The organism is Xanthobacter sp. DMC12, from assembly GCF_056314105.1.
Genome location: NZ_JBQUYZ010000006.1, coordinates 313631 through 330902, shown reverse-complemented (window position 1 = coordinate 330902; position 17272 = coordinate 313631). Strand labels below are relative to the sequence as shown.

General features: G+C 63.3%; 19 protein-coding genes, 1 tRNA gene and 1 pseudogene. 7 read left to right on the top strand and 14 right to left on the bottom strand.

Annotated features, from left to right (window positions below):
• Positions 1-210 (top strand): annotated as a pseudogene (locus ACT535_RS21600) (SOS response-associated peptidase); the annotation flags it as partial.
• 64 nt (positions 211-274) lie between these two features.
• On the opposite strand, the gene ACT535_RS21595 reads toward ACT535_RS21600, so the two are convergent.
• The 7 genes from ACT535_RS21595 to ACT535_RS21565 form a co-directional block, all read right to left on the bottom strand.
• The gene (locus tag ACT535_RS21595) at positions 275-1156 is read right to left on the bottom strand and encodes a PD-(D/E)XK nuclease domain-containing protein (protein WP_476365961.1); all 882 of its coding nucleotides are present in this window, start codon (positions 1154-1156) and stop codon (positions 275-277) included.
• An 81-nt stretch (positions 1157-1237) separates the two neighbouring features.
• Positions 1238-1726: a hypothetical protein gene (locus tag ACT535_RS21590; protein WP_476365960.1), complete on the bottom strand. Its 489-nt coding sequence runs from the start codon at positions 1724-1726 to the stop codon at positions 1238-1240.
• 165 nt (positions 1727-1891) lie between these two features.
• Positions 1892-2098: a helix-turn-helix domain-containing protein gene (locus tag ACT535_RS21585; protein WP_476365971.1), complete on the bottom strand. Its 207-nt coding sequence runs from the start codon at positions 2096-2098 to the stop codon at positions 1892-1894.
• A gap of 43 nt (positions 2099-2141) precedes the next feature.
• Positions 2142-2642, bottom strand: a complete 501-nt coding sequence (locus ACT535_RS21580; RefSeq protein WP_476365959.1) for a hypothetical protein — start codon at positions 2640-2642, stop codon at positions 2142-2144.
• A gap of 580 nt (positions 2643-3222) precedes the next feature.
• Complete coding sequence (locus tag ACT535_RS21575) at positions 3223-4191, bottom strand: YihY/virulence factor BrkB family protein (RefSeq protein ID WP_476365958.1); 969 nt, start codon at positions 4189-4191, stop codon at positions 3223-3225.
• 178 nt (positions 4192-4369) lie between these two features.
• Entirely contained in the window at positions 4370-6337 is a 1968-nt protein-coding gene (locus ACT535_RS21570; RefSeq protein ID WP_476365957.1) for a hypothetical protein, read from the bottom strand.
• Positions 6334-6894: a hypothetical protein gene (locus ACT535_RS21565; protein WP_476365956.1), complete on the bottom strand. Its 561-nt coding sequence runs from the start codon at positions 6892-6894 to the stop codon at positions 6334-6336. Before ACT535_RS21565 ends, ACT535_RS21570 begins: the two co-directional genes overlap by 4 nt.
• Before the next feature lie 236 nt (positions 6895-7130).
• Here ACT535_RS21565 and ACT535_RS21560 point away from each other — a divergent pair, with 236 nt between their 5' ends.
• The 3 genes from ACT535_RS21560 (at position 7131) to ACT535_RS21550 (ending at position 8469) form a co-directional block, all read left to right on the top strand.
• The gene (locus ACT535_RS21560; protein WP_476365955.1) at positions 7131-7385 is read left to right on the top strand and encodes a hypothetical protein; all 255 of its coding nucleotides are present in this window, start codon (positions 7131-7133) and stop codon (positions 7383-7385) included.
• Position 7386: 1 nt separating this feature from the next.
• The gene (locus ACT535_RS21555; RefSeq protein ID WP_476365954.1) at positions 7387-7638 is read left to right on the top strand and encodes a hypothetical protein; all 252 of its coding nucleotides are present in this window, start codon (positions 7387-7389) and stop codon (positions 7636-7638) included.
• A 189-nt stretch (positions 7639-7827) separates the two neighbouring features.
• Complete coding sequence (locus tag ACT535_RS21550) at positions 7828-8469, top strand: recombinase family protein (protein ID WP_476365953.1); 642 nt, start codon at positions 7828-7830, stop codon at positions 8467-8469.
• A 9-nt stretch (positions 8470-8478) separates the two neighbouring features.
• On the opposite strand, the gene ACT535_RS21545 is transcribed toward ACT535_RS21550, so the two are convergent.
• Complete coding sequence (locus ACT535_RS21545; RefSeq protein ID WP_168462374.1) at positions 8479-8685, bottom strand: hypothetical protein; 207 nt, start codon at positions 8683-8685, stop codon at positions 8479-8481.
• A 684-nt stretch (positions 8686-9369) separates the two neighbouring features.
• On the opposite strand from ACT535_RS21545, the gene ACT535_RS21540 reads away from it, so the two are divergent.
• Both ACT535_RS21540 and ACT535_RS21535 read left to right on the top strand, forming a co-directional pair.
• Positions 9370-9609, top strand: coding sequence for a hypothetical protein (locus tag ACT535_RS21540; RefSeq protein ID WP_476365952.1), 240 nt, complete (start codon positions 9370-9372; stop codon positions 9607-9609).
• Entirely contained in the window at positions 9602-9877 is a 276-nt protein-coding gene (locus ACT535_RS21535; RefSeq protein ID WP_476365951.1) for a helix-turn-helix domain-containing protein, read from the top strand. The genes ACT535_RS21540 and ACT535_RS21535 overlap by 8 nt, the downstream gene beginning before the upstream one ends.
• Positions 9878-10959: 1082 nt before the next feature.
• Here ACT535_RS21535 and ACT535_RS21530 read toward each other — a convergent pair.
• From ACT535_RS21530 to ACT535_RS21505, 6 genes are all read right to left on the bottom strand, one after another.
• Entirely contained in the window at positions 10960-13533 is a 2574-nt protein-coding gene (locus ACT535_RS21530; RefSeq protein WP_476365950.1) for an AAA family ATPase, read from the bottom strand.
• Between the two features lie 52 nt (positions 13534-13585).
• Positions 13586-13795, bottom strand: coding sequence for a hypothetical protein (locus tag ACT535_RS21525; protein ID WP_476365949.1), 210 nt, complete (start codon positions 13793-13795; stop codon positions 13586-13588).
• A 24-nt stretch (positions 13796-13819) separates the two neighbouring features.
• Positions 13820-14068, bottom strand: coding sequence for a helix-turn-helix domain-containing protein (locus ACT535_RS21520; protein WP_476365948.1), 249 nt, complete (start codon positions 14066-14068; stop codon positions 13820-13822).
• Between the two features lie 77 nt (positions 14069-14145).
• Complete coding sequence (locus tag ACT535_RS21515) at positions 14146-14616, bottom strand: hypothetical protein (RefSeq protein WP_476365947.1); 471 nt, start codon at positions 14614-14616, stop codon at positions 14146-14148.
• Positions 14613-15806 (bottom strand): tyrosine-type recombinase/integrase, encoded by a 1194-nt coding sequence (locus ACT535_RS21510; RefSeq protein WP_476365946.1) that lies wholly within the window; start codon positions 15804-15806, stop codon positions 14613-14615. The genes ACT535_RS21515 and ACT535_RS21510 overlap by 4 nt, the downstream gene beginning before the upstream one ends.
• A 200-nt stretch (positions 15807-16006) precedes the next feature.
• Positions 16007-16082, bottom strand: a tRNA-Phe gene (locus ACT535_RS21505).
• Positions 16083-16486: 404 nt separating this feature from the next.
• Between ACT535_RS21505 and ACT535_RS21500 the strand changes: the two genes are divergently transcribed.
• Complete coding sequence (locus ACT535_RS21500) at positions 16487-17143, top strand: helix-turn-helix domain-containing protein (RefSeq protein ID WP_476365970.1); 657 nt, start codon at positions 16487-16489, stop codon at positions 17141-17143.
• Positions 17144-17272: the final 129 nt, after the last annotated feature.

The following is a 17272-nucleotide window of genomic DNA, read 5'->3' as shown; positions in this document are numbered from 1 at the left end:
ACCGCGGACCTGTTCGGCTTCCTCACCACCGAGCCGAGCGAGCCGGTCGCCAGCATTCACCCGAAGGCGATGCCGGTCATCCTCACGGAGCCCGAGGAAGTCGAGATCTGGATGAGGGCGCCGTGGCAAGAGGCGAAGGCACTCCAGCGCCCGCTCCCGGCCGGCGCGCTACAGATCGTGGCGCGGGGTGTTCAGCAAGACCGCGCCTAGCCTATATGAATGGCGGGCACTCTTCAGCGTCAGAGATTCTGTGTTTGCTGGCAAATTCGGCCGGCTAGCTAGCGCTGGCGGCACTGCGCACGACACGCCTCGATGCAGACCTAGTTACGGCCTTTTTCTTTTTTTGCCGTTCTCCCTTCCCGACAAGTATAATGGGTACCCAATTTGTATCAGCTTTAACCCCCCGAAACTCAGCCTCAAGTTTGTCTTGGTGCACCAATGCGTCAGTCGTATATATTACTGCAAAGAATGTCCGCCAATCATCGTGTCCGCCATACCCCTTCATATCTGCGTAGATCTCATCGAGAGCTTTTTTGACTTCCGACATCGTCTCGGCAAATTTATATTCTGCCGCAGCCATTAGAGAGCGGACACCCATGTCCGGCTTATACACTTTCAGCACCTGGGCGACCGGAATTTCGCGCACCGCATCATGGAAGGCGAACTCTAAAACTTGATATACCGCAGCGCGCACCTCCGCCTCATTGCGAGGCTCAATGTTTTTTTCTCGGATTATACTCGGTGTATTCTTAAGCAATGTCTCGAATACGCTTATACCCGTGACCGCCCCGCCTTCAGTGATCGTTGCCAAAGACTGATAGAAACCACGCGCCCTGCGGAGGGTAGAGCTATAAAGCAATGGATCGTCTGGAGAATTCTCCATACTTGATATATTTTCTACAGGAGAGCCATCAACAATACGCTTGGTAAGTAATGGTAGTTTTAAAAGCTCGGCAAGAATTGCGAGATCTGCGTATATTTTACTCACCCAATAATCTAACGTATCAGTTGCTTCTATTAATTCGTAATTATCAGGATCATCTATTGTTTCAGATGCCTGCCCGGCCATTATGTGAGCCAGTTTATGCTCGGCGACTGCAGAATTTCTAAATGATTCACTAATATATCTTGATAGCAAAAGATCTTCTCTAGCCATTTATACCACTCCCATTGCGTAGTGTAAGTAAATTTCGCAATACGAAGCAAAAATATTCATCATAATCAATAAATTTAATGTCTACACTTTCGGCTGTACCTTAAATACAGGAAGAGGAGGGAGCCTCAGTTCGGCCCCCCAATCTAAAGTAGAGAAAAGAGACCTGAAGTAAGCATAAGACGCCGGACGCGCAACGCTATCAGCGAAAGTATCAACCACGTCAGCGCAGTCTGCCGAAAAGCCATTGTAAATGACATCGTAATCTGCGACGCATTTCGCATAGCTTTTGCGTTTACACTTTATATTAACATCCCACTCTATGCGGGCAAAAAGAGCTCCCTTTTCTGCATCAAAATGCAGGCGAGAAACTTCTCCATTATACTGCATATTGAAGGATGAAAGATCTCCATCCCAGTCTACATCACGATTTGCCCCAAACTTCACCGAAGTCAGCAGAATTGCAACAAGTCTCGCCTGTCTGACGGCCTTGTTATAGCGCCGACGCCTCGCCTCGCCATCATCTGGATCGGAGGCTGTGGGGGCGGAAATATTGGTGCCTTTCGGTTCCATCAGGCTACCTGCAAATCACTGCGGCGCTTATCGCTGTAGTCGTCGTTGCACGACGGGGCAATCTCAACTCCCCTCTCAACTTTGACGCACAGGAGCCTGCTCAGATGGCGAACCTGCCCCTTGGCGAAGGACGAGGCAAAAACGGATTTTTGTTCGGGAGCAGGTTCAAGGCCCCACCCCCCCCTCTGCCGATATGGCAGACTGGGAGCGCTCCAAGCGGCAAACATCGATGGGCTCCCCGAGAGCGTAGAAGAGCCCCGCAATGGTCCGCAGGGTAGGGTTGGCCTCAGCGCGCAGCAACTGCGACAGACGCGCCCGGCTAAGTCCGGCGCGGCGCGCGAGCTCGGCCTGCGTCACGCCTTTTTCAGACATCACATCCAAAAGAAGGAACTGGGCATTCAGCACCAGGTCTTGCTCAGCCTCCGCCCTTTCCCGAACGCCCTTTGCGGCCTTGCTTTCCATCGCTCTTGTCTCCCACTCCCCGCCCGCCCTGCTGACCCGGGTAGATCGACAAGGCCCCCACTTCCTTCGCGGCCAGCTCCAGAAATTGCTGGTTGGCTCGGTCCTGCTTCTTGTCAGGATCCACCCTTACGCCCACAAAGGTTTTTGTTCCGTTGACATTCAATGCCGACCCATACAGGCGCCACGCGAAGGCTTTAAATTCCCAGATATCTACCTTTCCTCCGACGCCGTCAGAGTAGGTTCCGAGCTTCTTGAATTGCTGATTTGAGAGATTGTGGCGCTCTATATCGCAATATCTTCGAATATAGCGATTGATCGAACGCGCACGCTGCACGTCTCTCTCTTGATCACTATCGCAAATCCTTCGATATTCCTCATGGGCACGCGGGGTCACCAAGACCCAAGCTGCCGCTCCAGATCCCACCTCAATCAGTTCTCGTTTCGGCTGCGGCACGAAGCCTATCCCCGCGCCGACGCCACGTTGTTAATATATATGTTAACACCGCTGCAAGAAAAGGGTTGCAGGAGGCATTTCGCGTTTTGGTTACTGGAGTGCGACAAAATTGCCCCCTCAAGCGATTCGGTTGCATTCTACGAAGCCGGCTCGACCATGGGAATGGTTCCAGCGCAAACCCAGTGACATTAGGGGCGCTGGAGGTACAACCGGGGGGGCACTGATTGGCCGTTGCTTTCGATGGCATCTTGGCGCGTTCGCCCTTGCCCTGACACTGAGGCGGACGAGAGTCGGGCGATCTGCCACCCATAGATCGCCCGGCCCATCCCTCATTTGAGGGGTATTCCAATGCCACGCTCCCGCTAGAAGCAAAACGTCTGCCTCGACCTCCATTCGGTCAGACCCAGAGCCGGGCGCCACCTTCCCGCATGTGCGCCCGGATCTTGCTGCTCTGCTTTAGGTTGCGCTAGCGTACCGCGCCTACCACTGTCCAAGTTTCACACCGGGGGGCGGTGGACCGCAATCGCCGTCCGGCCCTCCCTCAGCAGCTTCGCCGTCGCGGACTGAGAGCGGCCTCGCGCTAATGGCTCGGGCCGACGGTGTCGGCCATCTCTGCGTCGCGAGCACCCAAGGGAAGCGGTGCACCAGTCGTGGTGTCGCGGGCCGTTTGTTGCTCAATTTCGGCGTTCAGCTCCGCGCCAAGCAGGATGACGCTGAACGATAGCCACAGCCACGTCATGAACCCGATGACCGCGCCGAGCGAGCCATAGGTCTCGTTGTAGCTGCCGAAGCGGCTCACATACCAGGAGAAGCCAGCGGACATGGCGAGCCACAGGACTGATGCCGCCATACTGCCCAAGCTGAGCCACTTCCACCGCGCTGGCGCCCGGCAAGGGCCGTAGCGATATATAACGGCGACGAGCGCAGCCACGATCAGCGCGAGGATGGGCCAGCGCAGCAGCGAGACGAACCATTCCGCAGCAGCATCGAGATAGAGTGCCTTCAGCAGCAGCGGCAGCGCCACCACCGCCGCGAGCGCAATGCAGGCGAACACCACAGCCGCAAGCGTAAAGCCGAGCGTCAGGAGCGTGAGCCCGACCAGGGAGCGGGTCTCCTCTTCTTCATAGGCGATATTGAGCGCCTCGATCATCGCTTTGGTGCCCGCGTTGGCGCTCCACAGGGCCACCCCGAAGCTCAGAACGAAACCGAAGCCTAGGGTCGCCGAGCCTTGCGACATGACGCGCAGCGCCTGATCCTTCATGACGTCGATTGCTCCCGACGGAAGGAACCACGATGCCGCGTCGAGCTGGTCCCGCAGTGCCGCGGGGTCGAGGAACAGGCCATACAGGGAGACGAGGGCGCTGATAGCCGGAAAGATCGCGAGCAGCGCGTAGAAGGCAACGCCTGCCGACAGGCTCAGGACCCGGTCGTCAAAGAATTCGTGGAGGACCCGTATTAGGATGTCGCGCCAGCCCCGGCGCTGGATTTGAAGTGGGCTGTCGGCCTCCCGGCCGCGGTCATGCCCCCATTGATCCGTATGGGTGTCCACCGCAGCGCCCTCCACATCTTGCCGCTTCGTCCCCGTCGGCGGGAACGTGCTGCCTCCGCACCTGACAACCCATCAGCAGGGCGGCGGTTTCAGCACCCTCTCGTCTTAATTCAACGAAGTTGGCGCAGCAGCCATGGCCTCTCGATCGGCGCAATCGACCGGCGCGCGGCAGACGAGATCAATACCGATTGCCGTCCATCATTATGGCCCGGGCTAGCTCGTCGCGGCTCACGGCCGCGGCGCGCTGCGCAGCGTTGGGCGACGGAACGGCCGCCGCGCGGGTGCCGCCGGCGCGGATAATGCGAACAAGCTCGTCGGCGTTCTGCGCAGTCATGCGGTCAGCTGAGCGCTTCGCAGCCCAGCCGACTGCAGGCACGACCACCGCGCCGAGCCCGGCGCCCACCGGGCCGCCGATCATGCCGCCGAGCTGGCCACCCACGCCGAGCCCCATACCGCTGCTGACGACGCCCGTCGGCGCGAAGGCGCCCACGGCCCGCAGGGTGTTCTGCGTGGCGCTGGGCATGATGACCCGCCGGAGCGCCTCGAGTTCATCGGCCGTGAAGCCCCGCGGGTTCTGCGATAGCCGCAGCATCTCCTGCCGCGTGGCGTTGTCGACGTTGCCGCCCTTGCCCGTCACTGCGGCCCGGTCCCGTGCGTGATCTATGGCCCGCGCTGCCGTCTCCGACTTCGCCAGCCGCCCCCATAGCCCGCGAGCTTCCTGGAGCGCCGACAAGCCGCGCGTAGCGTCGCCAGCGAGCACGTCGCCGGCCTGCGGATTGGCAATCGCGTCGTCCAGTGCCCCGATCAGCATGTTGACGACGCTGTTGTTGGACCGGTTATCGGGCCGATAGCCGTTGCTGGCGATCTTGCGTAGCTGATCGAGCCCTTTCAGCGAGACATTCTGACCGGCGAGCGCATCCAATTCGCCGAGGGCCACCCGCGCGCCCGGCTGCAGCTCGGGATGGTAGCCGTAATTCGCAAGCTCTCCCGTCACGCGTTGGCGGATGCGATCGACCATCTGCGGCGTGAAGACGACGCCGGCGTTCTCCGACGCGTGGTAGGCCGCGTCCGCGGCCTGGCGGAGTTGATCGGGCGTCGGAATGTTCGGCGGGCGGTTGAGCGCGCCGAACATGTTGCCCACCAATCCGGTGGCCGCCTGGGCGACGGGCTGCGCCGCTGCGCCGAAGATCGCGCCGGCGATGGCCCCGTCCGACAGGTTCTGGTCGTGACCGGCCGCACTCAACGCGCCGTAGCCAGCGCCCTCAGCGGCGCCGAGCCCCATGCGCGCCGCCAGCCCGCCGGCGCCCTGCATCGCGCCGGTGCCGAAGCGGCCCACCAGCGTGGCGCCCGCGCCCATCGGCACGGCCATGGAACCGCCGACTTCGGCGGCCGTGCCGGCCCAGCCCGACCGGTCGCGCGCTTCCTGCGTGCGGGCGCGCTCGGCGTCGGCGCCCTGCCCGCCCATCGCACCGGCCAGCTTGTCGGCATAGCCGAAGGTCATCCCGTTCGCGAGCAACCGCACGACGTCGTCCGCCGCCTGCCCGGCCTTGGCGTACCACGGCTTGGCGTCGTACTCGGCCTGGACCGTGGCGGCCGGGCGCGGGCCGGCCGGGGCCGGCGCAGGGGCCGGGGTGTCGAACTGATCGAAGACATTCGCGGCGGGCGCGGTGGACTGCGCTGGCCGAGCGGAGGCCCGCGGCTGCTGGACGAAATGCAGAAAGGGGTTCGGCTCCGCTGCGCCCACCGGCAGCGCAGGGGCTGGAGTATCGAACTGGTCGAAGACATTTGCCGGCGCCCGCACGGGAGCGGACGGAGGTGCGTCCAAAACGAACCCGGGCGGCAGCGCCGCGGAGGGCGCCGGGACGGCCGCGCGGCGCGGCTGCTCGACGAATTGCGCGAATGGGTTCGGCTGCGTGGCCGGAGGCGGATCTAGGACAAAACCGGGCGGAAGCAGCGCGGGGCCGGACGCGGGGGCCGACGGCCGGGGCTGCGGCCCAGACAGCAGGTACGGATCGGGCGCGCCCGTTCCCGTCCGCGGCGGGTCAAACTGATCGAACGGGTTCGGGTCAGCCGGCGGCCGCCGTGGCGGAAGAGGCGCGAACGGTGCAAAGGGGTTCGTCGTTGCTGCCGAACTCGGCTGCGTCATGGCTGCTTCCCCTCTTCAGGCCGCGAAGCGCGGCGACGCTCCTCACGGCGCTCCATTTCGTGAATGATGATGAAATTGCGGGCGGTGTTCTGGCCGAGTCGCATGATTGCGATCAAATCGGCCTCGTCATCCGATGCCCGGACACGACATTCGCGAGGCAGAGCGAAATGGACGACAAGTTCCTGGATCGAGCGAACGGCAGGAATGAAGAACTCCCGCGCGCGCCCTGAACAGTTCAAATTGACGCTGAGGTGGGCCGCGCTGAGCCCCTTCAGCAAGGCATCGCGTTGCGCATTGGTGAACTGCAGACGGCCCTTGCTCGCGTTCCGAAGCTTCTGGAAACTTTCAATCGCTTCGTTGAGATAATAGGCGATGTCAATCTCACGATGCATCTTGAGAGCGTTCCCGAAGTGGATCGCACACCACTCCGCCTCTTCATCGAAGTCGAATTCCGGGTTGGGGTAAGCGCTCACGCGGCTGGCCTCTTTCATTCTCCGATGCAAACATAGCCCATAATTCTCGAAATCGGAATTGAATTCGCGGCGGGGCACGTTCATTTTATTGAATTTTGCCGTGTATTTATTAGAACACATGACCTAACTGGTGACATACATACAGTGTATGTCGCTTTTATGGGGTCGCACGTCGGACGATTTGTCCGAAAAGTTGGGAAGGGCGCAAATTTGTACGAGCGTCGCCAGCTGCTGCCGAACAGGCCGGCGGAGTGCCCCCGGGGGGCGGGCCGGGGGTGGCTTCGCCGAGTTTCGCGCCAACGCCACGGGGGAGGATCGACATGCTCGCCGATATCGATCTTGGGCCGGCGACCTCGAGCGGTCGAAGCGGCGCCGCGGACGTTTCGGAAGGGCTGTCCGGTTCGGTTTTTCGGGCGGAAATTTGTACGGGCGTCGGCAGCTGCTTCTGCCGCAGCGCGCGGACTGACCCCAGGGGGCGGGGGCGGCCGGGTGCGGCACCGGGTGGCGACGCGCGTCACCCCACCACCACCACCACCACCACCACCACCACCACCACCACCACAGGGAAAGACTGACATGCGCGCTGATATCAACCTTGAAACGAACCGCCGTTGCGCCCTGGCCGCGCTCGCTGTCCTGGCGGACGAAGTGAAGAGCGCCGGCTGCACGCCCGCGAAGGCGGAGCGCCTGCGCCTCCTCGCCGAGATGGCACGGGACCATGTCGCAGCCCCGGTGGCGGAGAAGAGCCGCCGGGCACCGCTACCGCAGCAAATGGCCCGGCCGAGCGGATCGGCGGTCGTGATCCCGTTCCCCGTCCGGCCCCGGTGACGCTTCGATGGGGCCCGGCACGGGCGGCTTCGGCTGGCGTCCTACATGCCGCGGCGCCCGTCCATCCCCGGTTCGATTTGGGTATGCCCATATCAAACCGGCCCAAGTTTGGTTCACTAAATAGCCCTTGATAATTCAAAGTGAACCAGTCATATATGAACCATCCAAAATGAACCATTGGGTGGCCCAGTGCTCGCTCGCCTCTACCTTCGCGCCTCCACCGATGAACAGGACGCATCGCGCGCCCGTGCGGATCTGGAGGCATTCGCCGCCGACAAGGGGCTTCGCGTCGCCGCGGCCTATGTCGAGAACGAGAGCGGCGCCAAGCTGGCCCGGCCGGAGCTGTTCCGGCTCCTTGGCGACTGCAAACCGGGCGACGTGCTCCTGATCGAACAGGTGGACCGTCTGTCCCGCCTGACGACGGCGGATTGGGCTCGACTTCGGTCAGAGCTGGACGCGCACCAGGTCCGGGTAGTGGCACTGGACCTGCCCACGTCGTGGATGCTGGCGGTGCCGGCCGACGACTTCACGGGCCGCATGTTCGCTGCCGTCAACGGGATGATGCTGGACGTCCTCGCCGCGGTGGCGCGCAAGGATTACGAAGACCGGCGCCGGCGGCAGGCGAAGGGCCAGGCGAAGGCCAAGGCCGAAGGGCGATATACGGGACGGCCCGAAGACGCGAAGCGGAACGCCAGCATCGCGGCGATGCTGGCAAAGGGCTTGTCATGGTCGCAGATCCAAGACGCGACCGGGTGCAGCCGGGCCACGGTGGCGAAGATCGCGAAGCGGCAGGCTGCGCCTGACGCTTCACGACAGTTGCGCAGGCCGTAGCTCTGTAGGCTACGACCTGTCCGCAACCTCGTAGATGGCGGCGATCACGTCAGGCGCCCGCTCCCTCGGCACAAGGGCCTCAACGATCGCCCATTTGTGCGTATCTGTGCCGTGCAGAATTTCCGCCTTGGTGCGAAAGCCACCCTCGGCGATCGGCATGCGCCGAATGCGGACGGTTAGCGGCTCGCGGTTCGGAAATGGAATGACTTCGCCCATTGCGTGCGCTCCTGTATGCCGTTTTCGACGGCGCTGGTCCGGGGCCGAAAAAGCCACACAGTCGGCCCCGCACGCCTTTAGGCTCGCGCCCTGGACATGCGCGTGCGGACCCCGGACAAGCCAGGAGATGGTCAATCGACCACAATTGACTATGCACTGTGATGGCTTTTCGAGCCGAAAATAAACTACTGAGCAATGACTTCTCATGTCAAACAAAGTTATTTCGACTTTGTCGGCTGACGTCGATCGACAATATAAGACATTTTCGCCGAATATTTTCTATTGACGAATCACCATACTACCTCCTCGATGTTCCCAACGATCACCGCGAGAGGGGACGCCGTGGCGGGCGAAACGCCGTCCGCCGACCAATCGACCAGTCGACGACAAATCCGGCGCCAGCCCGGACAAGGCGACCGGCAGGGCCGCTCGGCAAGCGAGACCGCGCCCGCAGGCTGGAAATCGAGCGCCCGCGCGGGCTGGCTGCAGCCAGGATCGCCGGCGAGTGCAGCCACCCCACAAGTCAATCCGGCCATCGCTACCAAGTTGTCAGTCGTTTTCAGAGACCGAAGGCGCAATTCTGTCGACATTGTCGATACCGTATGTCGACTAAGTCATTGATGACATACAGATATTTTCCATGCAAACACCTTCACTGTCCAAGTCGAAACTGTGGGCGGGACCATGGAACTAGCAAAGGCCACCACCGAGACGGAGCGGCGCTTCATCAATGAAATCGCCGCCGAGCTGAAAGAGCCCATCACGCCACGCGCGCGGCGTCAGGCGCGTGAGGAACTTCTAGCGATTGCTCTGCACACCGACAGCGCGGAAGTGCGCGCCCTCGCTCTCGACGCGATCGCCCACAGTCCTGAGGAGCCGGCGGCGCGGGAAGCGCCGCGCCCCCGGGCCGCGCGCCATGGGTAAGCTGCTCCTTGAGGCGGAGGTTGCCGACCTACTGCGATGCTCAACCGCGAAGGTGAAACGCCTCCGTCTATCGGGGCGGCTTCCATTCATCCCGGGCCGGCCCGTCCTGGTCGACGAAGACGATCTGAACGCCTTCGTGGCCGCGGAGAAGTCAAAGCGCCCGCCGGACCCGGGAACACCGGAGCACGACCAACAGCAGCTCGAGGCGGCAAAGCTCCGGGCACGGCGGATCTGGCTGGCGCGGAAACTTCGAACGCGGCACACCTAATCAGCCAGGCGGGAACGTCCCCGCCGGAGCGCGCCACTCAATCGAAGACGGCCTGTCGTCCTCTTCGCCTAGAGCCGCGGCGGCGCGCGCCGGAGCGGGTGCCTTTGGGTCTCGGCAAACCGCAATGAGCCCCGACGGCCGCGAGCACGCCGGAGCGCGCACTAGCCGGGCGGCTGGCGCGCGGCAAGCCGTAGACGTTGGGCCCGAATGGCTTCCAGCGCGCCCATCCTGCAAAGGGCAGCGCCCGCGCTTCGATAAAGCCAGCGTCGGCCTATCGACCTCGACCCAGCCCGGCGACGCGCGAGAATTTGCCGCCATTGCGCGCTGAACACACGGAGACGCCCCGAGCTTTTTTCCCTTCTTCGTGCGGGTAGCCTTCCAGCTAGCCGCCCAGCAAGCGGACGGATGGACGATAGCGATTGCCGGTGCATTGTTCGGCGGCCCGGCCGGACATCATGTCCGGCCCACGCCCTCGAAATGCCGAGGGCGACCCGGCAGATTGCTAGTTGGAGCGCGTTCGACATTCCCGTCGAGAGGCGGAGACACGCTTCCCGACGGGAGCCCCTGCACTACCGCGGAATTGGCCTCCGCCGACATAGGTTCTGCAACTGCAACCGGTTCAATTGCCTTAAGGCTCAAATGATTGGCCAACCCAAGATATAAGCGCGAATTTGGCCGTTCTCATTCGAGCGGACAATTGGTCCGCCTCTAATGCTTATCCATCCATTCAGCTCCCGTTTCCTGGGCTGGTGCTAAGCGCCATCGCTGCGCGGCGCATTGGCCTTCTCTGGGAGCGGGGTTCTCCGGCCCGGGTTGTCCTGTCGAAACCCGCGCGCGAACAAGCCGGACGATTTGTCCGCCCGCCCGCACGCGGTGTGGCCTGACGCCGTTTCCTGTCTCGCGGCCGCAGGACGCCGGCCATTACGCCCGGGGGGAACTGGGAGCGCTTGGACGCTCCCACGTGTCCCCCGTAGGGGGTCCAAGCTGTCCGAGCGTCCGAGCATTGAAATTGCAGGCGTTTTTCCCTTGGACGGACAGAGTAGCCATGTCCATCTTGTCCGAGCATGGGGAAAACTTGAATACTATTTGGAATCAATGACTTGCGCTTGGACATATAAGCTTTGTCCATGCTCGTCCGACCTGTCCGACGCGTTCGTTAGGGCATCAGACTGCCCGCCTCGATCTGCCGCCTTCGCGTAAATGCACCACGGCGCTTTCTCGCCGGTCCCGGCCTGCGCGACCGACAGATTGACAATTTGTCCGTCCCGTTCGATCGCCACGCCCTGACCAGCAAGGACCAACTTCAGCTTTTCGCGCACCCTCCTCTCGGAGGTCAGTTGCAGCAAGGCGTCCCCGGCCCGCTCCCGGACGCCTGGCCAGATCTCAGTAATTCTCGCAACTGACCGACCCGCGAGAGCATCGTAGGCAGCGTGGGCAATAACCTCGCGCTCGCCGCGCATTTTGTCCTGCCGCATCGTTTGCACAGTGCTTGTCAGCGCGCCGACGCGGACGACGACGCCGACGCTATCCCCTCCGAGAAAGCGCTCGGCGCCTTCGCCTGGTCCATTTCCAAGCGCGACGCCTTCGAGCCGCATCCAATCGTCGGACCCGCCGGCCGGAGGTCCGAGGTTCCCCTGTGCATCGGAGAAGTGGAACAGCCGCCAAGCATTGTCGGGCTCGACGCCGTAGCGTGGCGCCTGTTCTTTGCTCATTTGGGACAGGGCTCGGGCCGAACGCGCGGCCGAAATGAGCGCGCTCGCGCCGCGTCCGGCTTCGATGGTCGCTTCGGCGCCGCTCAGCTTGCGGGTGTGGTGCACCAACTCAACTGATGCGTTGCTTCGTCCCGCGATGCGGTTCCATGCCTTGACCACCTCATTGACTGCACCGTTGTCGTTCTCGGGCACCGAGTGCGAATTGACGAACGGGTCCACCACCACGACGTCGATCTCGTGTTGGCGGATCTGGTCGACAAGGGTGTCTTCGGTCTCCCTGGAGATCTCAGCGCCGGACCGGCCCGCTCTCGCCAGCATTATTTCCATGTCGCGGCCGCTGTCTCGCAGGAGGCGAGACTTGCCGTCAGTGCCGGTTAAGTCGCGCCTTGTAAGGCCATAGTGCATCATGGCCGCGGTGATGCGCCGGTCTACCTCGTCGGCGGGGTCTTCGCCGTTCCACAGCCAGACGCGATGCGGGCCTTCGTGGACGGGCACACCAAGGAGCGGCCGGCCGGAGGCCATTGCCAGCGCTTCGGCGATGATGAGCGACGTCTTTCCGACCTTGGTCGGCGCCAAGGTGGTGGACACGTAGCACCGAACGTAGTGGGTGCCGTACACTTTCCGACGCGGCGCAATTGACGGCGGGGCCGGGAACTCGAAATAGGTCGGCTGGATCCTTGCCGCGGGACTGACAGACTTCGCCTGTGGCTCTTCCGGGAAAAGCGGCTCTCCGCCAGCGGGATCGAGCCATAAGGCCGCCGATGCAGCGGCAGCGCTGAATACGCCGCCGCTGAAGCGCTCGGCCTGTTCGAAAAGCCAGGAAGCGCCGACCTTGAATGGCGGCTTCATGCGGCGCCAATCTCCGGCGACCACCTCCGGCTCGTTGTCCTGATCGCGCTCACTCTCCCACCGGGCGCACCACTCCGCGAAGATCGCGAAGCCGTCGGCCTCGTGGTTCGGGCCGCATGCCCCCCGGATGGCGTAGCCTATCTTCAGATAGTCCTCTCGGGCTTCGAACTTGCCTTCATTATTCGGGATGACGGCCACTGCAGCGCGCACCGCGTCCAGTTCACCGAGGAGGCTCCCCTGTGGTGGGGCGGCGGCCCCGCCCTCCCGATTGACCGCACTCGCGGCGGGAAGGAGGTGCCGTAGCGCTTCGAGGAAGGCCAGCAGCTGCGCCGCTGTGGCGGACGGCACATCGGCCAGCGCCGGCATACCCTCGGGCCAGTAGTAGGGCTTGTTGGTGAAGGGGTGGATGCCGTGGGCGACGAACTGCCGGCCCTCGTACAGGATCTCTACCCGATCGCGCCCGCCGCTCTGCTTGGCTGCACCGAACTCGATGCGGGCGTATTGAAACTCGTCTTCCACCCGGATCAGATAGCCGGCCTTCGGGGGGCGGCCGATGCGGGCCGGCAGATGGCCGAAGTGCTCTTTGATGGCAGCCGCGATGATGGCAGCTGCGGTCGGGTCGGTGGCGTCGGCGTCAATCAGTGCGAGCCCCCGGCCCGTCTTGACGCCTACGCCGGCGCCCATGGCTTGCCAGCGCGGCAGATCGGCGGGCGTGCTCTCGTGGGCAACGAAGTCGAAACCCGACCAGTTGCCGTCGGGCCACTTCACGCCCGGCATCTTGCCCCGGGCGTCGTCGCCCCTGGCCAGCCGACTGGAGAGCGACGACCGATTGCTGATGGGCGCGCCTGGCGGGATTATTGGACAGAGGCGATGATAACCGAGTGCCCAGATACGCGCGAAAGCGTCGCCATCTGGAAGTCTTGCCGGCAGCGGAAATGGCACAACGGCCGTGGTGGTCGCCTTTTCGCTGCGGAGGGCGGTCACAGCCTCGTCGAACGACGGCTGGACTTTCTTGTCCCTTTCGCTCATCATGATCTCACTGCTGAAGGTTTTATTTAGAAGCCGGTGCGCTTTGTCCGAGCGCGCCGGCTTCATCTTTCTCGATGCTGTAAAGCCGCAGCCCTTCCGCGCCAGGAAGGCGAGAGCATTACGCCGCGGGGCGTGCGCATTCCGCAGAATTGGCCGCGGGCCGACGGGCGTCCTGCGGCTCTGCAACGGCGTGCGGCATCTGCCGCCAGCCCGGCGCCGCAGCGATCAGGGCGGCGAGGGAGGCCGTTTCCACGAGGGTTTTCTTGCCGAGCTTGCGCAGCTGCAGCTCGCCGCTGTGCGCGAACTTGTACAGCGTCGCTCGGCTCACGCCGGCGATGCGGGGCGCCAGTCTTCACCGGCCAGCCTCCAGCAACGCGTCGAGGTCGGCGTAGCGCACGAGGGTCCGGTTCCGAAGGCGAACCTTCGCAAGCTGCCCATCCCGGAGCATCCGCCAAAGCGTCGGCTCCGAAACGCCGAGGTATTTTGCACCATCTGCGACGGAGCAGGCGCGCGCGCTGCCGGGCGCCTGGTTCGGTGGCTGCAGCGTCCGGGAGGGGGTCGAAGCGGTGGCCGGGGGCTGGACTTCACGAACGCCGAGCATGCCAAGTTCCTCCTATCAGGAAAGGTCCCTTGGCTGCTCACAAAATCCCCTGCGCGCGAACGTTAATAGCGCAAAATTTAATGTCCGCTCGCATTCTCCGGCGGATCAAGCCATATGCGCGGATATCGCCTCAGCGCCCTCCTGATGCTGGCTTCAGTAAGTGGCGCTGGAGGGCTATGCCTGTTGTGCACGCCCAAGGTGAGTAGTTTTCTCGGCGCGGCCTTTATCGCCTCTGCCCTGCTCAACCCTCGGTCCATCGCTTCGGAGACGACACGGTTGATCAGGTGATCGCGGCCGAAGTCTTCGGGCGCCCCCCTCTTTTTCGGTGGAGGTGGCGATACGGGCCGAAACTTCTGAAATCCCATCAGGCGCGCCACCGCGACGGCTAAAGGGCCACCGCGTTCAACATCGGCCTGCATTTCGGCCACGTCGACCCCGGCCAGATAGGCAAGCCAAGCAACGATTTCATCGTCGGGCGGGTGCGGGGCGACGGGGTAATCGAATAGCGACGCCAAGCTCCCCGCGCCCGCCTTCTCTGCCCCGCTCATGGCTGACCACCCTTCAGCCGGTCGAGATGGTCGGCCCACCACTGCATAAGTTCGACGCGTTCCGGCCAATACTGCGCCCGGTTGTAGGCGCGGCGGATTTCGTTGTCGTCCTTGTGCCCGAGCGAGGCCTCGATCACATCGGAGCGGAAGCCGGTCTCGTTCAAGATGGAGCTGGCACTGGACCGGAAGCCGTGCGCGGTCATTTCCGCTTGGGTGTAGCCCATGCGACGGAGAGCAGCGTTCATCGCATTCTCGGACAGCGGCCGGGCATTCGAGCGGATGGACGGAAAAACCAGCGAACTCGTGCGGGCGACCAGCTTCACCTCGCGCAGCACCTCGATGGCCTGTCGGGAAAGCGGGACGTCGTGCGGCCGGCGGACCTTCGTTCGCCTGCCGTCGATGTGCCAGACGGCATCCTCGACGTCGATTTCATCCCAAATTGCACCTCTTACCTCGCCGGGCCGGGCGAACGTGAGGGCCACGAACTGGAGAGCACAGCGCAACGTCGGCCAGCCATCATAGGCGTCGATCCCCGCCAGGAGCGCGCCGAGGCGCTTTTCGTCAGTGATCGCAGCTCGGTGCTGCACCTTGGGCGCCTTGAGGGCGCCACGGAGCGCGAACGTGGGATCGCCGCTCGCGCGCAAGGTGGCAACCGCCAGCCGAAACACCGCGCCGATCATGCTGCGCAACCGGCGAGCTGTTTCCCTCCGGCCGCTGCGCTCGATCTGCTGGAGAACCGACAACACTTCGGCGGGAGTGATTTCAGCAATGGGCCGCAGCCCTAGCGACGGCCCAGCCAGGTCAACAAGCATCCACTGGCTTTTCTTGATCGTGGCGGCAGCCGCTCCCTCATCCTCGAGCCGAGCCAGATATTCCGCCGCCAGGGTCCCGAAGGTATGTTCCGCGGACATCACCGCAGCGAGCTTGTTGGCCTTTTTAGTGACCTGGGGGTCAACGCCCGAGGCCAACAGCTTCTTGGCCTCCTCCCGCCGTTCCCGCGCATCAGCGAGTGAGACGGTGGGATATGATCCGTGCGAGAGCTTCTTCTGCTTACCGGCGAAGCGATAGGCCTGATTCCAAAGGCGGGCGCCGTTCGGCTTCACCAGCAGATAAAGCCCGCCGCCATCGGAGAGCTTGTAATCGCGCTCTCGCCCTTTGGCGGTCCGGCACGCGGTATCGGAAAGAGGCATGTCGAGCGCCTGATTGTTGGCCTCGGAGGAGCTGATTCTCCGATGAGGCCAACGTCAAGGCCAACAAATTAGCGATATGGCCTGATCGGAATAGCACCTGCCAAGCACCCACAGATGGGGAGACGCACGAAATTCCGACGTGATTTCAACGCCGTTATATGCTACAAGATCGCGGGTGATTGGAGCTGACAGGAGGCAAATGGTGCCCAGGGGCGGAATCGAACCACCGACACTGCGATTTTCAGTCGCATGCTCTACCAACTGAGCTACCTGGGCATCCGCCGGGCCTAGGCCCGGGTCCGGAAGGCGTCAGCGCTTCCGGAGCGGCGAGTGTATAGGGAGGAAATCGGGCCGTGTCCAGAGCCGGCGCGCTGTCGCGGCGGCGGTGGGCGGGGGCTGTGGACAAACAGCTCCGGCGGTCGGCGCGAACCCTGCGGGGCAAAGGGTTTGTCCGTGCCGAGCGGAAGCCGCGGACGCGGGTTTGCGGCGGAACGGCCGGTTGGCAGGGCGCCGGGCGCGGCGTCTTTTTCCCCTTCCGCTTGCCATGGCGTGCGCCGCCAACGGCGCGGTGCATTCTTGCGCGGAAACTGGCACAATGGCCGGCAAAGCACCGTCAGGGCGCAGATCGCGGCCGTCGGGAGCAGCCGGGACTGACGGGGGGTGGCGTGGCCGAGCGGAAGATGAAGAGCGTCGCCGAGGTGAAGAGCACCGAACAGGAGGCCGCGGACTACGCCACCGGCTCCGGGGCGCCGGCGGCCGAGGCGGTCACGCTGGAAGAGGCGCTGGGCGTGCAGGTGCGCTCCATCCGCCGCGAACTGGACCTCACGGTTTCCGATCTCGCGGGCGCGGCCGGCATCTCGGTGGGCATGCTGTCGAAGATCGAGAACGGGCAGATCTCGCCCTCCCTCGCCACGCTGCAATCCATCTCCAAGGCGCTCAACGTGCCGCTCACCACGCTCTTCTCCGCCTTCGAGGAGCGGCGCGACTGCTCTTTCGTGAAGGCGCAGCAGGGCGTCATCATCGAGCGGCGAGGCACCAAGGTCGGGCACCAGTACGAGCTGCTGGGCCACGGCCTCGGCGGGGACATCGTGGTGGAGCCCTATCTCATCACCCTCACCGAGGAGGCGGCGCCCTATACCGGCTTCCGGCATGCGGGCGTGGAGTTCATCTACATGCTCTCCGGCGAGGTGCTCTACCGCCACGCGGACCGCACCTATCACCTGCGCCCCGGCGATGCGCTGATGTTCGATTCCGGCGCGGCCCATGGCCCGGAAGACCTCATCAAGGCGCCCATGACCTACCTCTCCATCATCGTCTACGGCCGCGACCGGCACTGAGCCGGCGGGTCCGTGCCCCTGGCGATCGCGAAAGTTTTCCTCCAGAGAAAATTATATTCCCTTCCAATTGACGCCCCCGGCGAACGGGCGTACTCCTTGTGACAAGGCCGCAGCGGCGGCCCGCAATGG

Coding starts and splice junctions, on each gene's coding strand:
- ACT535_RS21595 (WP_476365961.1), bottom strand. CDS start 1,156: ATGGCTAGAGAAGATCTTTTGCTATCAAGATATATTAGTGAATCATTT.
- ACT535_RS21570 (WP_476365957.1), bottom strand. CDS start 6,337: ATGACGCAGCCGAGTTCGGCAGCAACGACGAACCCCTTTGCACCGTTC.
- ACT535_RS21590 (WP_476365960.1), bottom strand. CDS start 1,726: ATGGAACCGAAAGGCACCAATATTTCCGCCCCCACAGCCTCCGATCCA.
- ACT535_RS21520 (WP_476365948.1), bottom strand. CDS start 14,068: ATGCTCGGCGTTCGTGAAGTCCAGCCCCCGGCCACCGCTTCGACCCCC.
- ACT535_RS21560 (WP_476365955.1), top strand. CDS start 7,131: ATGCTCGCCGATATCGATCTTGGGCCGGCGACCTCGAGCGGTCGAAGC.
- ACT535_RS21565 (WP_476365956.1), bottom strand. CDS start 6,894: ATGAACGTGCCCCGCCGCGAATTCAATTCCGATTTCGAGAATTATGGG.
- ACT535_RS21510 (WP_476365946.1), bottom strand. CDS start 15,806: ATGCCTCTTTCCGATACCGCGTGCCGGACCGCCAAAGGGCGAGAGCGC.
- ACT535_RS21530 (WP_476365950.1), bottom strand. CDS start 13,533: ATGAAGCCGGCGCGCTCGGACAAAGCGCACCGGCTTCTAAATAAAACC.
- ACT535_RS21500 (WP_476365970.1), top strand. CDS start 16,487: ATGAAGAGCGTCGCCGAGGTGAAGAGCACCGAACAGGAGGCCGCGGAC.
- ACT535_RS21515 (WP_476365947.1), bottom strand. CDS start 14,616: ATGAGCGGGGCAGAGAAGGCGGGCGCGGGGAGCTTGGCGTCGCTATTC.
- ACT535_RS21585 (WP_476365971.1), bottom strand. CDS start 2,098: ATGTCTGAAAAAGGCGTGACGCAGGCCGAGCTCGCGCGCCGCGCCGGA.
- ACT535_RS21535 (WP_476365951.1), top strand. CDS start 9,602: ATGGGTAAGCTGCTCCTTGAGGCGGAGGTTGCCGACCTACTGCGATGC.
- ACT535_RS21555 (WP_476365954.1), top strand. CDS start 7,387: ATGCGCGCTGATATCAACCTTGAAACGAACCGCCGTTGCGCCCTGGCC.
- ACT535_RS21540 (WP_476365952.1), top strand. CDS start 9,370: ATGGAACTAGCAAAGGCCACCACCGAGACGGAGCGGCGCTTCATCAAT.
- ACT535_RS21545 (WP_168462374.1), bottom strand. CDS start 8,685: ATGGGCGAAGTCATTCCATTTCCGAACCGCGAGCCGCTAACCGTCCGC.